16 protein-coding genes are annotated in these 15,293 nt (G+C 45.1%); 8 read left to right on the forward strand and 8 right to left on the reverse strand.

Going from position 1 to position 15,293, the window contains the following annotated elements:
* Window positions 1-37: 37 nt before the first annotated feature.
* Entirely contained in the window at window positions 38-685 is a 648-nt protein-coding gene (locus ACRBG0_RS04605) for an SDR family NAD(P)-dependent oxidoreductase (RefSeq protein ID WP_431485734.1), read from the reverse strand.
* A gap of 3 nt (window positions 686-688) precedes the next feature.
* Entirely contained in the window at window positions 689-1,210 is a 522-nt protein-coding gene (locus ACRBG0_RS04610) for a GNAT family N-acetyltransferase (RefSeq protein ID WP_431485735.1), read from the reverse strand.
* A gap of 267 nt (window positions 1,211-1,477) precedes the next feature.
* Between ACRBG0_RS04610 and ACRBG0_RS04615 the strand changes: the two genes are divergently transcribed.
* The 7 genes from ACRBG0_RS04615 (at window position 1,478) to ACRBG0_RS04645 (ending at window position 8,377) form a co-directional block, all read left to right on the forward strand.
* Window positions 1,478-2,524, forward strand: a complete 1,047-nt coding sequence (locus ACRBG0_RS04615) for a sterol desaturase family protein (protein ID WP_431485736.1) — start codon at window positions 1,478-1,480, stop codon at window positions 2,522-2,524.
* Window positions 2,525-2,580: 56 nt separating this feature from the next.
* Complete coding sequence (locus ACRBG0_RS04620; protein WP_431485737.1) at window positions 2,581-3,906, forward strand: sulfite oxidase; 1,326 nt, start codon at window positions 2,581-2,583, stop codon at window positions 3,904-3,906.
* Window positions 3,906-4,391: a hypothetical protein gene (locus tag ACRBG0_RS04625; protein ID WP_431485738.1), complete on the forward strand. Its 486-nt coding sequence runs from the start codon at window positions 3,906-3,908 to the stop codon at window positions 4,389-4,391. Before ACRBG0_RS04620 ends, ACRBG0_RS04625 begins: the two co-directional genes overlap by 1 nt.
* Before the next feature lie 313 nt (window positions 4,392-4,704).
* Window positions 4,705-5,304 carry a Tll0287-like domain-containing protein gene (locus tag ACRBG0_RS04630; RefSeq protein ID WP_431485739.1) on the forward strand — a complete coding sequence of 200 codons (600 nt, stop codon included), beginning with the start codon at window positions 4,705-4,707 and terminating at the stop codon, window positions 5,302-5,304.
* A gap of 193 nt (window positions 5,305-5,497) precedes the next feature.
* Window positions 5,498-6,247 (forward strand): DsbA family protein, encoded by a 750-nt coding sequence (locus ACRBG0_RS04635; RefSeq protein ID WP_431485740.1) that lies wholly within the window; start codon window positions 5,498-5,500, stop codon window positions 6,245-6,247.
* Window positions 6,248-6,583: 336 nt separating this feature from the next.
* Entirely contained in the window at window positions 6,584-7,657 is a 1,074-nt protein-coding gene (locus tag ACRBG0_RS04640) for a lipase family protein (RefSeq protein ID WP_431485741.1), read from the forward strand.
* 132 nt (window positions 7,658-7,789) lie between these two features.
* Entirely contained in the window at window positions 7,790-8,377 is a 588-nt protein-coding gene (locus ACRBG0_RS04645; RefSeq protein WP_431485742.1) for a hypothetical protein, read from the forward strand.
* 2 nt (window positions 8,378-8,379) lie between these two features.
* On the opposite strand, the gene ACRBG0_RS04650 is transcribed toward ACRBG0_RS04645, so the two are convergent.
* From ACRBG0_RS04650 to ACRBG0_RS04675, 6 genes are all read right to left on the reverse strand, one after another.
* On the reverse strand, window positions 8,380-9,270 hold the full coding sequence (locus ACRBG0_RS04650) for a haloalkane dehalogenase (RefSeq protein ID WP_431485743.1): 891 nt from the start codon (window positions 9,268-9,270) through the stop codon (window positions 8,380-8,382).
* 362 nt (window positions 9,271-9,632) lie between these two features.
* Window positions 9,633-10,520 (reverse strand): tetratricopeptide repeat protein, encoded by an 888-nt coding sequence (locus ACRBG0_RS04655; protein ID WP_431485744.1) that lies wholly within the window; start codon window positions 10,518-10,520, stop codon window positions 9,633-9,635.
* A 69-nt stretch (window positions 10,521-10,589) separates the two neighbouring features.
* A complete protein-coding gene (locus ACRBG0_RS04660) occupies window positions 10,590-11,384 on the reverse strand; it encodes an AraC family transcriptional regulator (RefSeq protein WP_431485745.1) in 795 nt (264 codons plus the stop codon).
* Entirely contained in the window at window positions 11,381-12,367 is a 987-nt protein-coding gene (gene egtD, locus ACRBG0_RS04665; RefSeq protein ID WP_431485746.1) for an L-histidine N(alpha)-methyltransferase, read from the reverse strand. Before egtD ends, ACRBG0_RS04660 begins: the two co-directional genes overlap by 4 nt.
* 60 nt (window positions 12,368-12,427) lie before the next feature.
* Window positions 12,428-13,708 (reverse strand): ergothioneine biosynthesis protein EgtB, encoded by a 1,281-nt coding sequence (gene egtB / locus ACRBG0_RS04670; protein ID WP_431485747.1) that lies wholly within the window; start codon window positions 13,706-13,708, stop codon window positions 12,428-12,430.
* 163 nt (window positions 13,709-13,871) lie between these two features.
* Window positions 13,872-14,162, reverse strand: a complete 291-nt coding sequence (locus ACRBG0_RS04675) for a DUF427 domain-containing protein (protein WP_431485748.1) — start codon at window positions 14,160-14,162, stop codon at window positions 13,872-13,874.
* A gap of 152 nt (window positions 14,163-14,314) precedes the next feature.
* Between ACRBG0_RS04675 and ACRBG0_RS04680 the strand changes: the two genes are divergently transcribed.
* Window positions 14,315-15,208: an aldo/keto reductase gene (locus ACRBG0_RS04680; RefSeq protein WP_431485749.1), complete on the forward strand. Its 894-nt coding sequence runs from the start codon at window positions 14,315-14,317 to the stop codon at window positions 15,206-15,208.
* Window positions 15,209-15,293 lie beyond the last annotated feature (85 nt).

A 15,293-nucleotide genomic window follows, 5' to 3' on the forward strand; every position in this document is an offset into this window, starting at 1 on the left:
GCTCGGAATCCATTTCCCATTTTGCTTTAAGTCTCTACTACCCTTTAAACTGCACCTCCACCTCTGGTACTCCTTGTTGATAATGCTGGTAATAGGCATCTGCGACTTTGTGAGGATCGAAGGCCGTTCCTTCTTTGATGGTGCCAAAAATAGTGACCGTCCCCACTTGGATAGGGCTTTCCTGTAGTTCCTCCGCTAGCATGAAAGCCAAGCTGCGGATGCCTGCTTTTGCAATGCTAATCGTCGGCGCTTGCATCCATGGATGGAGGGCTGCGCCGCCTCCGGTAAATAGAAAGGTTCCGCGATCATTTTCTTGCATAAAGGGAAGGATGGTTTGTACACTCAGCAGCGCAGCAGCGACATCCATCCGGTAGGCATCCACCATTTCTTCAACATCTAACTGGAGTGGGCTATTGAATTGCTTTTTAACGGCATTGTAGATCACCACCTCCACTGTGTCTTTCTGCGCAATGCCGCGCAAGGTTTGCCGCAAGGCCTTAAAATCACTGACATCAACTGCATGAGTGCTAACTAAGACTTCTTGTTTCTCCAGTGTTTTGGTAAAAACACTAAGGTTTTCTTCGTTCCGAGCCAATAGGGCGATAGAAAACCCTTTTTGCCCAAATTTTTCAGCCAAGGCCAGCCCCAGTCCGGGGCCAGCGCCAATGATAATTGCAGTTGCCATAGCTTAGAGCTTGATTTTCATAAGGAGGTCATTTTGCAAATCGCTCCCCAAGTAAAATTCGTGTTGGTCAAAAGTAGAAAATCCATGCCGCTTATAAAACCTGATCGCTGCTTCATTTTGATCCCATACGCCGAGCCAAACCGAGGACTTATTCTCTCGCCTTGCTTTTTCAACCACAAAGGCCAAGAGCTGTTGCCCGATATTTTGCCCTTGGTGGGTGGCTTTGACGTAAATTCGTTCTATTTCCAGGGTGTTTTCCAGGGATTGCTCTGTTTGTGCAGCTCCTTCATTGAGCTTTAGGTAGGCAATGGCTTCGCTATCTTGCCACACCATAAAATAGGATACACCTTCTTGTTGAAAACTGGCTCGAACCTGTTCAAGGGTAAAGGTTTTGGAGATGTATTCGGACATATTTTCGGGCGTGTTCACTGGCCCAAATGCTTCCACAAAGGTTGCTTCTGCCAAATCGCGAAGCAGCGGAAGCGCTGTTTCCGAAACGGGTTTTATGGTAAGGGGTGGATTCATAGGTAAAGGTTGATTATTTTATTTACCCTAAAATGTGATACACATCACAGGAAAAACAGGGGAAGTCTATTAATTTTATCTTTCTTGATCGGTGCTAGATGAAATCGTTTGGGCTTGAATGCTTAAGACGTGGCTTGGACTTCAGTCCGAGCGGGAAGATATTGCGATTGTGGCCGGACTGAAGTCCAGCCTACGTTTTTCCAACCAAACGATTTCATCTAGCTCCTCTTGATTATCCATCTCCATCAAATTTAAGATAGAAAAACTGTGGAAAAATACTGGGATTTATTCATTCAGGGCTACACCGGTTACGGCAATTACCTTTGGCACGAAATAACGCACCCCGATTGGGACAACTACTTTTATTGGTTGATCGCCGTTTCTGTCTTCTTTTTACTGCTGGAAGTGGCCATTCCCTGGCGAAAAAAACAGGCTACCCTGCGCAAAGATTTTTGGTTGGATGCTTTTTATATGTTTTTCAATTTTTTTCTGTTTTCACTGATTATTTACAGTGCGGCGTCCAATGTTGTGGTGAATCTCTTCAACGATGGTATCAAAGGCATTACGGGTGGATTCGATCTTCAGGCACAAAATCCGCTCAATGATTTTCCGCTATGGGCCATTCTATTGATAGGTTTTGTCGTTCGTGATTTTATCCAGTGGTGGATTCATCGCTTGCTGCACCGCTCTGATCGTTTGTGGGAGTTTCATAAAGTACACCATTCGGTAGAGGAGATGGGCTTTGCGGCACATTTGCGTTACCACTGGATGGAAAACATTGTTTACCGTACGCTGGAATATATTCCGCTGGCTTTGCTCGGTATTGGGCTTTACGATTTCTTCATCATCCATATCTTTACTTTGGCTTGGGGGCATTACAATCATTCCAACATCAGCGTGAGTGGTTACCTTACGGGAGGCATATTAGGTGCTCTGTTGGGGATTATTGTTTCACAAGGCCTGTTAGATGTGAGTCTCGTTCAAGATCCGACCTTAATTACACGCTTGGGAATTGTACTGGGTTCAGCTGTAGCTGGAAGCCTGTTGTTAGGGAAACTAATGAAATACTTGTTCAATAGCCCGGAGATGCACATCTGGCACCATGCTTATGAGTTACCCAAAGAGCGCCACTTCGGTGTCAACTTTGGGATTACTTTAGCGATTTGGGATTATATTTTTAAAACGGCTTATATTCCACACACTGGACAGGATATTAGATTAGGTTTTCCGGGCATAGAATCTTTTCCTGACGATTTTGCTACCCAATCGATCTATGGCTTTAGCAAGACGGAACAGGAACCGCCCAATAATTAATAAAAAGACAGCACAGAAACGAATGATAAATTCATTTTTTGCGCAATACAAAGGTCATGTCAGCTAAAGATCACCTCCGAAAAGGTTTACACGAATGGTATGACGAAGACCCCACCGAGGCAGAGCACCAACTGTGGGGTAGGGAAGGAGTAGCAAATTCTCGTCGTGGGTTTCTGCAAAAGAGCGCACTGACGGCGATGACCTTGGCCTTGGGAGGTAAGATGGTCTTTGCTAAACACTTTCCAATGGGCATGATACCGGCTGGCCTGGCCCACTCCAACGAACCTTTTCAACTACCCGGCAAGCATCCAGGATTAGTGGTTTTGAACGATAAACCCATCAATGCGGAAACGCCCCCGCATTTGTTGGATGATAAGGTGACGCCCAATGAGCTTTTCTTTGTTAGAAACAACGGCATTCCCCCTACGGATATCAATCTGGAAAACTGGACATTAACCATTGAAGGAGAATCGGCCAACCAGAAGAAAACATACACGTTGGCAGAATTGAAAAGCAAATTCCAGCACTACACCTACCAGCTTACGCTGGAATGTGGTGGTAATGGCCGCAAAGAATTCAATCCTCCTGCCAAAGGCAACCAGTGGTCGACTGGCGCAGTAGGTTGTGCCAACTGGACGGGCATCCGCCTTAAAGACGTTTTGCAAGACGTGGGCATTGGCAACGATGCTGTTTACATTGGTTATTACGGCGAAGACACCCACCTGTCTGGCGACCCCAACAAGGTGGTGATTTCCCGTGGGGTCCCTATTACGAAAGCTTTAGAAGACGAAAGCCTGATCGCCTGGGCCATGAACGGCAAGGATATTCCGCGCTTGAATGGCTACCCGCTGCGGCTGGTATTTGGTGGCTATCCGGCATCCTGTTCTGGGAAATGGCTATCTAAGATCGTCATCCGTAACCAAGTGCATGATGGCCCGAAAATGACGGGGCAATCTTACCGGGTACCCTGTAAACCTGTGGCCCCAGGCAGTAAGGTCGAAGACGAAGACATGTGCATCATAGAGCAGATGCCCGTCAAGTCGTTGCTGACTTTCCCGAAAACGGGAGCTACCATCCGTTTGGGGCAGCAGCTACCCATTCGCGGCCACGCGTGGACGGCGGAGACACATATCGCACGGGTAGACTTTTCCATTAATTTTGGTGCCAATTGGCAAGCGTGCGTCATAGAACCAGCGGCCAATCGTTATGCGTGGCAGCATTTCAATGCTAAAATCAGTTTCCCCGAAGAGGGCTACTACGAGGTGTGGGTTCGCGCCACTGACAATACGGGCACTACTCAGCCCATGCTGCTACCCGGCTGGAATCCGCGCGGCTATTTGAATAATGCTTGCCATCGGATTGCGATTAAAGTAGTGAGCTGATGAAAAATACGCCAGTAGATTTTCGGCCATTGCTATTGATGCTTAATCTCGCTTTAGCAGCTTGTATTGTTTGCTTCATCTACTTGCTTGCAGGAGATCAAATTTCATCTATGTTTGCTCCGGCGCCTCCAATTATTGAAAGGCAAGCTACTGCCCGGGCAAGTACGTTGCTTTCGCCGGAAGACGAGATCGTCAATGGCATCCACGTACCCACGGGCTTGATCTATGATGAAGGGTTTGAATTGGTTAGAGCAACATGTACTGCTTGTCATTCGGCCAAGCTGGTTACCCAAAACAAAGCTACCAAAGAAGGCTGGACACAGATGATCCGATGGATGCAGGAAACCCAAGGACTCTGGGATTTAGGTGCCAATGAAACGCCAATTATCAGTTATCTGGCCAGAAATTATGCACCAGAAGAAATTGGCCGTCGCGCTAATCTGGAAGTAGCAGCGATAGAATGGTATATTTTGGAATTGGACTAAGAAGAAAACCAGAAACAGCGCAAAAAAAAATCGCGTTTTATTTTCTGCGCAATACAAGGGAACAGCACGAAAATAAAAACCGATTTTGTTTTTCACAATAGTTGAATAAACGCTTCATTTTAAGTGTTTTAACTATTTGAAAAACTCAAAAAAAAATCGCGTTTTATTTTCTGCGCAATACAAGGGAACAGCACGAAAATAAAAACCGATTTTGTTTTTCACAATAGTTGAGTAAACGCTTCATTTTAAGTGTTTTAACTATTTGAAAAACTCAAAAAAAATCGCGTTTTATTTTCTGCGCAATAAAAGGACTATGAAAAATCTATTTTACTTTCTCAGCATCGCCGTAATAATCGGTGTACTCGCAACCTGTACCAACCAATCAGCTTCCCAACAGGAGGAAGAGCAGGCGGTAAATTCCGATGAATATTACCTGGAACAAGGGGGCGAAATTGCGGCAGCATCTTTCAAGGCATTATCCGGGCGCTTGATGGCAGCAATGAAAAAGGGCGGTGTCCCGGAAGCAGTACAATATTGTAACATTGCCGGACTACCTTTGATTGACAGCCTATCTGAAGCACATCAGGTAAACATTAGACGGACATCGTTGAAAATTCGTCAACCCCAAGATGCACCTATGCCAGCAGAAAAAAAGGCCTTGGATCAATACCACGCTAAATTTGCTGCCGGAGAAGTCTTAAAACCTTTAGTGGAGACCAACAGTGCAGGAGACGTAGCTTTTTACGCACCTATCCTCCTGAGCGAAGCTTGCTTGAAATGCCACGGTAAACTGGGAGAAACCCTAAAGGAAGAAGATTACGATTTGATCAAAGGACTTTACCCCAAAGACGAGGCCATAGGCTATGCACCAGGAGATCTGCGCGGGATTTGGAGTATCACTTTTGCGAAATAAACGCAAGCCAGAAATAAAGGAAGGGGAATAATATATTTTGAACCATATAAGAGATTATAAGGTCATTTAAGTGTTTTAAAAGAGAAGTTCTTATAATCCCTTATATGGTTTATTTTTTTGTAGAAAATGCGTTGGCATTAAACAATTTTACCTCACATCATCTTATTAAGGCATGAGGATTTTCTTACTAATAATGCTGATTAATTCCTGCCTGATCATGAGCAATGCCCAATCTGATACGCCTTTCTTTTGTGATCCGGAAACGGGCCTCTGTATCATTCCCGAAGTGGAAAGTGATAAGGTTGCTGTAGAGCAAAAAGATGGCGTAGAAATTATTTATGTAGGCGACCCAATGTGTTCCTGGTGTTGGGGCATCTCTCCTGCATTGCATAAACTAGAGCAACGTGCCGCGCAAGAGGGCATCCCTTTTCGTATTGTAGTAGGTGGTTTGCGGCCCGGTGGTGGAGACCCTTGGAATGAGCAGTTTCAAAATTTTCTCAAGCATCACTGGGAGGAAGTGAACGAGCGCAGCGGCCAGCCCTTTGGCTATTCCCTTTTCGAGCGCGAATCGTTCAACTATGACACCGAGCCCAGCTGCCGGGCAGTAGTAGCAGCCCGCACAATGGACCCCACTTTGGAGCATCGTTTTTTTGAATTGGTGCAGCATCACTTTTATGTGCAAAATCAAGACCCTGCGACCGACACTTTTTATGCCCCCATTTGTAAAAGCCTTGGATTGGACTACGAAGCCTTTTTGAAGCTGTTTCACAGTGAAGAAATCATAGCCGCCACAAAGGCCGAATTTCAACTGAACCGCCAGTGGGGTGTTCGGGGTTATCCTACCGTTTTGTTGCGCAAAGACCAGCAACTTTTCCTTCTTGCCAATGGCTACGCGGAATTTGAACAACTCTGGGGAGGTGTTGAGGCGCAAGTTTTGCGATAGCTGAGGAAACTAATGGTGACTGCTAGTCGAAAGAGCAACTTTTACAAAAAAAACTGTGTTAAATCCGTCAGATCCGTTAAATCTGTGTTCTATTCCGCTCATTTGAGGCATCTGACCCTGTCAAGAAGTCGACGGTGTTCTTTTTGCTGGTTTATTTGTTTGATTATCAGTTTGTTATGTGGTTTTTTGTGAGCAGTCTTCGCAAAAAGTCTACCCTTGCTGTTTTGTATAAGTAGCTGTTTTTCAACGACAAAGAGACTGGTGGTTTGGGTTTGGAATAATATTTTGCAATCGTGATTTGTGCGAAAAATAATTCCTTAACCAAATTAATTGCCGATGTTTTATTCCAATAGTCTACAGCTTGGTTTAGTTTTTATGCTGTTTTTTCTATTCTCTTGTGAGAAGCCAGAGGAAACAAATGAGCGAACAGGCCCTGATTTAAGCACAGAACAAGATTACTGGGAAGAAACCAGCCTTTCGACTTACGATACCAGGGCTTTGTCTACTCCCTCAGAAGGCAGGTCTGTGCCAACAGGTGCTACGCTTACCTCTCATTTTCAAAGCTGGCTATCGGCCAATGGTTATGGCAGTTACAATTTTTCACGTACCGATATTGTGGGAGATAGCTATGGTGGTAAAACGAATAACAATACGCCTGTAACGAAGCAACCCGTAATTTTCATTCACGGCAATTCTGATAAAGCCGTGGGCACCCAATTCGGGCAAAGCGGTTGGACAGAGTCACTAAATTACTTCCTAGGCCAGGGCTATACTGAAGCCGAACTGTATGCGATTACATGGGGTGATGCGGATGCATCCAGTGCTGCAAATAATTACCACTCCAAAGAAAATGTGATGCGCATCCGCAAGTTTGTGGAAGCCGTTTTGGCATATACCGGCGCGAGCAAAGTGGATATCATTGGCCACTCCATGGGCGTAACTTTAGGCCGTAAGGCAGTAAAAGGCGGTGCTGGTTACGATCCCAACGATGGTGGTTCCTATTCTGTGGGTAGTTCTCTGACGAGTAGTGTAGATGCCTTCGTAGGTATAGCCGGAGCCAACCAGGGCCTGGTGAGTTGCTATTACGCCAGCGGTGTACCTACTTGTGATGATGTCAATGGATTTTACCCAGGTTACATGTGGGGTTGGTATGGCCCTTATGGCGTTTCCGATTATTTGGTCGACCTCAACAGCTCTTCCGCTTACGAGGGGGCTTACCGCTACAGCATTTGGTCATCCGCAGATCAAATTGTAGGCTACGGGTGTATCGTCTACGGCAAAAATACCTGTAAACTGCCAGGACAAACAGGGCAGAAATCTTACGGGTCTGCGCCCTATGGGCATTTCAATTTAAAGGACCTGACAGAAGCGGTACAGTACAATATGGTGGTTAATCATATAGTGATTTGATTAGAATTAGGACAGCACTCCATCACCTTCAATGGTTTGGAGTGCTGGTCTTTTGATAATCCGTTTGAAAAAGCGAGTTTTAATTTTAATTTTGCCATTATTTAAAAGCTAAAACCTTAAAACGCTCTCTCAATGGTAAATCGAAATGAATTGCTGGCCAATCTACAAGGCCAAGCAAAAGAACGCTTTCTCGCACTCCAATCGGTCGAAGAAATCAAGACTTTTTTAAAAAACAATGGCGCCTATCAAAGGGATGTTGACCGTATTTATCGTGAGGTAAAAAGGGACGTCCGTAAAGAATTTACCGAGCAAGTAGAATCGTGGGTAAATGAAGGGCAATCAGATGAAGAGATTCGGCAACAATTAACGGGTAAACTGGAAGAAAGTCTCAGGGAGCAAGTTATTGTTGGAGGTCGGCAATCAGCAGTCAATACCTTGCAAAGAGAAGTCTACCGAATGATGGACACTGGCGTACCACTGAAAAACATTGTGACTGAATGCGCTGGCCCACTTGCTGATCAACAAACCATTGCTGTTTGGATCAAAAAGAAAATTGCCCAAAAAGAAGAAATGGCTGCCGAGGAAGGCGGAAGTAATACCGGCCGTGCAATTGGTGCTGCTATATTTGCTGTCGGTCTTCTACTTACGGTTGGTTCAGGTGGTAATACCGTTTTTTATGGAGCTATTTTGTATGGCTTATTCAAAATGATTAAAGGCTAAAGTCAAGCTAAGACATGCCTGCCCAGAAAGGCCAGGATATGTTCGACAATCTCTTCGCCGGCATCTTCCTGAAGGAAGTGGCCGGCGTTTTTAATTCTTTTCTCAGGCAGACCTTCCGCCGTAGGGACAAGGTCTGCAAAAAAGCCACGCGCACCACCAATAATGGGGTCCTTGTCGGAAAATGCCACCAAACAAGGCTTTTGCCACCCCCCCAACACCTCTCTGGCTTTTTTCATGTAAGGTACCGCCGGATCGCCAGGTGTCATTGGCACCAATGCAGGGAAAGCTCTGGCTCCTGCCTTGTATTTCGCATTGGGGAAAGGTGCATCATAGGCTTTGCGTACCGCACGATCTAGCGGGCGATGTGTCCCTTGCGAAATGATTCTACCAATGGGAAGAACAGGTGATTTCAGGGCAAAAGTCCTCCAAATATTGAAGGCTTTACTACCAGGTTCTGTTCCGTCGGGAATAAAGGTATTCATGATGACCAGCCGCTTGAATAACTCAGGTCGTTGGCCCACCATTGGTAAACCCAGTAAGCCTCCCCAGTCTTGGACAACCAAGGTAATATCCTTGAGCTGCAGCTGGTCTAGCAAGTGATGAAAGCTTTGGAAATGGAAATCAAAAGTATAATCACTAATCTGCGTGGGCTTGTCAGATCGGCCAAAGCCCAACCAATCAAAAGCAATTACCCGGTGGTTTTTCGCTAAACCGGGGATCATCTTGCGGTACAAGTACGACCAGCTGGGTTCACCGTGAAGGAGTAAAATGGTTTCCCCTTCGCCCTCGTCTACATAATGCATACGCATCCCGTTCCATTCAATATAGTTAGGTTGAAAAGGCCAGTCAGGTAAGTGCTGAAAGTGTTCGTCAGGGGTACGCAGAAAATCCATACGGAGATAATTTGGGCGATTCTTGATTGTGAAGGTACGGAATAAAAATTCCGAGAGCATAAAGGTTTCTGATTCGCAAGGATATCATGTATACCCGGCACTTAGTAACGGGTATAGCTATGTGATCTTACGAAATTCATGATATCAGCGACTCAAATAAAAAGGTCCACTGCCTAAATTTAGGGCAGCGAACCTTCTCGTGTTAATACGAATAAAGCCGGGTGATGACTTTGTCTCAAAGACTGTTTTCTAATTCTTGAAAGTGCCCAGTCAACTGTGTCTAACTAAAACTATCGAAATGTATCTACTTGATAACCAGNNNNTCTGCGTCTCTGCGCGAGACACACTATTTGGGATACTCCCTAATTCTTATTTTCTCGCTTCACGTATCTCCCATCAAAGGCACTTTGCCATTCGCTTTCCGGGGTTTGTTTTTGCTCTATAAATTGGCGTACAGATCCATCTTCCTGTAGCGTAAAAGTCATGCGAAGGGTGCCGTTGCTGGTAGGAGTACTACTGGGTTCGGATATAAATTGAAGGTAACCTGGTCGGCGTTCAGTCTCTATATATTTGGTCAGCCCTTGGGTATTGTCTGACCAAAATTGCTTCCATAAACCATCTGATGGATCATAGAAATTGAGGCTTTGCCCTATGTAATCGCGTGCCGTAGAGTATTGTTCCAAAACGGAGCAGCCTCCTTCCTGCTTGGTGATGGTGTTTTCGCCCACTTTGATGTCTCCGACAAAAACGTCCCATCCCCCTAACCAAAAGTCGAAATGCGTATAGTTGGGGTCATAAAAGCAGGGAAATGCCCGCCGATGAACACTGTCTTTTAGGTTCTGAAAGTTTTCTTGATGGGCAAAAACTTCGAATTGCTCTTGCTCAAAAGCCTGGTAGCTGCTAAATCCTTCTTTGACGAGCTTGCTCAACAAATCTAGCGCTTCTTCTTGTTTGCCTAACTGAGCAAGACAGCGCGCTTGCTGTACTTTTGCATTCGCGGCAGGTTGGAAATTGTTTTCAACAGCTGCTTCCAAGCTTTTCAAGGCAGATTTGTAATCATTCGCCTGGATGAGGCAGAGCCCCTGAATATATAAAGCCATGGAATCTTTCGGGTTTGCCTCAAGTTGTTCCTTACAATTCGCCAGACAATCACTGTATTTACCCTGGCTATAAGTGGATAGAATATTCCCTTGGGCGCCAAGCAGTAAGGGAAGGAGAAAGAAGGCCATGATGAACGTTCGTTGCCACATAAATCGATTGTTTTGACCAATTTAGGCAGTTTCAAAGCAATGCAATTGTAAAAAACGCTGGTTCTACAATTACCCCTGCTGCTGGCAAAAACTTTTTGGCAAAAGCCCGGTGATAAGTTGCACCTCTTTGTGGAAATGGGAGGGGTCATAATAGCCCAATTGAAAAGCTAAATCCCGTAAATTAGTGGTTGTTGCCTGAAGGTGTTTTACTCGACCTAGCCGGTAGAGCTGCAAATAGGTTTTGGGTGGAACCCCAAAATGACTGTTAAAGCGGTGCCGAAATTGAGCCGGACTTAGGTAGGCTATCTTGGCCAGATCACTCACCTTGCAATGGCCATTTTTTTGGTGAATAAAATTTTGCAAAATCGCAGTAGGAAAGGGGGAACATGCGCTAAACTGGCTTTGCAGAAATTGATCAGTAAGCTCAATTTTCTGATCAATAGACTTGGTTAATGCTAGTTTATCTTGCCATTCTTGCCCTGCTTTCCCCCAGATGAGGCCGGGGCTCAAGAGTTGATTCTTTAGCTCGTGAACGGGCAATTTTACAAAATGAGCAAAAGCGCCTGCGCGGAATCGAATGCTAAAAGCAAATCCGGGTTCACTAATTTTCATTTGGTAGGCCCGGGTATGCAAGCCCCCTACAAATGCCTGCTCACGTGAAAGCCATTCTTTACTGATGGGATGGGTATAGTGGGTATGTGCGCCATGCTGGAAGATAATCTCGACGATTCCTTCAGGTAGGAAAAATAGGGTGTCTTTTTGTAAGTGACTTTCTAATTTATAATGGCAATAGGAACTCACATAAGGAACCAATTCACTGGCAGGCGGATAATGAACTTGTTCGATATGGTGAGCTGCAATCATATTTGTTGTTTCAATTCCCAAAGGCTATCCACAAAATAGGCTTTTTGATCCACAAAATTATGGTTGACCACAAAGCCGGTTTCTTCTGCCAGTTCGGTAATATCGCGTTCACTGTATTTGGCGGATACTTCTACGGCTATGGCTTCCCAGGCCGCAAAATGTACACTTAATTGCAACTGCTCAATTTGTACCAATTGGTCTTCTTTGCTTACAATGTAGCTGCGTGCTTCACCATTTAGTGGGTTGTAGGTTTCCCAGTGCATGAATTTATCAAGGTCAAATTCACCACCCAGCTCTCTATTGATCCGGGCGAGTAAATTGAGGTTGAAGGCGGCGGTAATGCCGGCTGGATCATCATAGGCTAACTGTACAACCTTAGGGTCTTTCTTTAGGTCAAAACCGGTAAGCAGCAAGTCACCGGGGGAAAGACAGCTTGCTAATTCTTTGATAAATGTTTTAGCGCTGGGTAATGGGAAATTGCCAATATTACCACCTAAGAAAAGTACGACTTTACGCCGGTGATTGTCTTCTTCTTTAATCAGAGAAAGAGCTTTCGTATAATCCCCCTTTACGGCATCTACCTTGAGCTTAGGAAATTGTTGTGCGCAATCAGCGGCCAGTTGTTCTAAGACATTCCCCGAAATATCAATTGGCCGATAAGTGAAGTCTGCTTCTTGCTGGAGAAAATATTCTAGTAAAATCTTGGTCTTGGTTCCATCACCAGCACCTAGCTCAATCAATTCAAAGGTCGAGTCACCAAATGCTTCAAGGATGGCTGCCTTTTGCCGAGTGAAAATATCATATTCAGCGTTGGTGAGGTAATATTCCGGCATAGCCATGATATCCTGAAAAAGTTGATCACCAGCGGCATCATAAAAATATTTACTCGATAACTGCTTCGGGTAGTTACTGAGGCCTTCTTCAATATCAACAGCAAAAGTGCTGGTTTCGGTAATTGCAGGACTAGAGGTAGTAGTATTCATACGGGAAATAAAGTTATTGAGAAGCAATGGATTGATTTTCCTACGGTGAGTGATACCAGTTTAATCAAGGTCTTTGGCTAGGCGGATGCCCGTAAACTGCCAACGCTTATCGGTTTGGAAAAAGTTGCGGTAAGTTGCCCGAATGTGAGAATGTGGTGTCGCGCAAGAACCTCCACGTAATACCATCTGGTTGATCATAAATTTGCCATTGTATTCGCCCAATGCCCCTTCTGGTCTTGGGTACCGCGGATAAGGAAGATAGGCGCTGTTGGTCCATTCCCAAACATTGCCTAGTAGTTGGTCGTCCTCATCACTAGTTGGTGCAATCGGGTGCCAGTTTTTGTCTTCAACAAAATTGGCGTTGGTGGGAATTTCAGGATGTTGCTGTTGGCAAACCACTTCCCATTCCTGTTCGGTAGGCAAACGATGACCTGCCCAGCGAGCATAAGCATCGGCTTCAAAAAAACTGATATGCGTAACCGGAGCTGCCAAATCTATAGGTTGTAAACCGTTGAGGGTATAATGAAACCATGCCCCATCTTGTTCATACCAGTACAAAGGGGCTTTGATATCCAACTGCCGGGCCCATTCAATGCCTTCCATTTGCCACAGTTCAAAACGTTCATAAGCTCCGTCTTGCATAAAAGCCAAGTAATCACCATTGGTCACCAGTCTTTTTGCTAAAGCAAAACGATCAAGATAAACCTGGTGTCGGCTCAGCTCATTGTCCCAACAAAAGCCATCGCCATCGTGGCCGATTTGATAAAGCCCCGCCTCAATATTGATCCAACCTTCAGGAAAACGTTGGTTTTTGGTAGGTTCCTCACTTTGCTGATAAGCTGGATAGAGTGGGTTGGTGCCTAGGATATATTTGATATCCGTCATCAATAACTCCTGGTGTTGTTGTTCGTGTTGCAAGCCTATTTCCAGAAGTTGCGCCAGTTTTTCAGGCAGTTTTTCTTGATACTGTTCCAGTAAGTTGGTCAGGTTTCCATCTACATATTCGCGATAAGCGAGAATGGTTGCTGTGGATGGCCGCGTCATGTTACCGCGGCTGGTACGTAAAATTCGCGGCCCTTGACTTTCGTAATAACTATTGAAAAACCAGTTTAGGCGTTCATCGAATAGCTGGTAATCGTCAAGATGTTCCCGAAGGATAAAGTTTTCAAAAAACCACGTCGTGTGTCCCAGGTGCCACTTCGGTGGGCTCACATCACCAATAGGTTGCACCACATAATCTTCCGCAGAAAGCGGTGCGCACAATTGTACACTCCACTGTCGGATCTCCTGATAACGGAGGAGATAGCGTTTTGCGCTGGCTAGGGTAGGGGTTGTTGTCATAATTGTTGGGTGATTATTTTTTGCGCAATAAAAGAACAGCACGAAAATAAATGGAGATTTTGTTTTCAAAATAGTTAACAAAACGGTTCATTTCAAGAGTGTTAGCTATTTGGAAAACTTAAAAAAAATCACCATTTTTTTTCTGCGCAATAAAAGACCTTAATTAAGCATCCTTTATTTCTACTCCTCTCCAAAAGGCAACCCGATCCGTGATTTCTTTAGCAGCATCCTTGGGGCTAGGGTAGTACCAGACGGCGTCGGCATTGGTTTGCCCATTTACTTCCAGAGAATAGTAGGAAGCTGTACCTTTCCATGGGCAAACAGTATGGGTAGTGCTTTCTTTGATGAATTCTTGCTTTAGGCTATTGGCAGGGAAGTAATAATTTCCTTCGAGACGTACCAAATCATTGCTTTCCGCAATAACTTGTCCATTCCAAATGGCTTGCTTTTTCATTATAATAAAGAATTAGTTTAGCTATTATAACTTAAGTAACTAATCGTTGGCCTAAGTTGTTGAGATAAAAGACGATTATGCCAGATTATGGTCTGTTTTCGGACAGTTTCTTCTCCTATGGCAATTTTTAATAAGATGAATGTTAAAACCCTATGATGGATTTTTCTACCCTCGGTTCTTCCTCCATGAGTGTTTCCCGCATTGCACTTGGCGGCATGTCTTTCCCTTCCGCTGCGGAGGGCGCGAAAATTATTCAAACAGCGCTGGAAGGTGGCATCAATTTTTTCGATACAGCCGATCTTTATGATAAAGGGGAAAACGAACGCATCGTTGGCAAAGCCTTAGCATCCACCCGCAAGGAGGTCATCATCGCCACCAAAGTCGGCAACAGATGGAGAGAAGACGGTAGCGGCTGGGATTGGGTGCCACGCAAGGCGTACATCATGACCGCCGTTGAGGCCAGCCTACAACGCTTGGGTACCGATTACATTGACCTCTATCAACTGCACGGCGGTACCATTGATGATCCACTCGAAGAAGTCATCGAAGCTTTTGAGTTATTAAAAGACCAGGGAAAAATCCGTGCTTATGGCATCTCCAGCATTCGCCCGAATACCATTCGTAAATGGACAGCCCTGTCTCAGGGAGCAAGCTGTATGTCGCAGTATAGCCTGTTGGATCGGCGCCCCGAAGAGGCTGTGCTTGGTCATCTCCAGCAAGCCAATCATGGCGTTTTGGTTAGAGGAGCATTGGCCAAAGGGCTACTCGCAGGCAAGCCCCCTCAATCATACCTCAGCCACAGCATAGCACAAGTTGAAAAAGTACAAGCCGAAATGCTTAAACAGGTGAGCAAACAAAATCTTTCGGGCTTGGCATTGGCTTATTGCTTAAATTCCCCTGCCGTATCATCGGTCGTATTAGGCGCAAGTAAACCTGCTCAAATCAGCGAAGCCCTAGCCGCTTGGCAACGCGTAAAAGCCATGGGCATCAACCTCCAACAACTCGCTCAATCGGTACCCTCCTTCAATTACACCCAGCATCGCTAATGAAGATAACTCGTTCGGCATTGACTCAGCCTGCGTCAGTACGTTAAAATCATAAACTCCATATGACTATGTGATAAAAAACCTA

Source organism: Lewinella sp., assembly GCF_050633125.1.
In the GTDB taxonomy this organism is placed as follows: domain Bacteria; phylum Bacteroidota; class Bacteroidia; order Chitinophagales; family Saprospiraceae; genus Lewinella.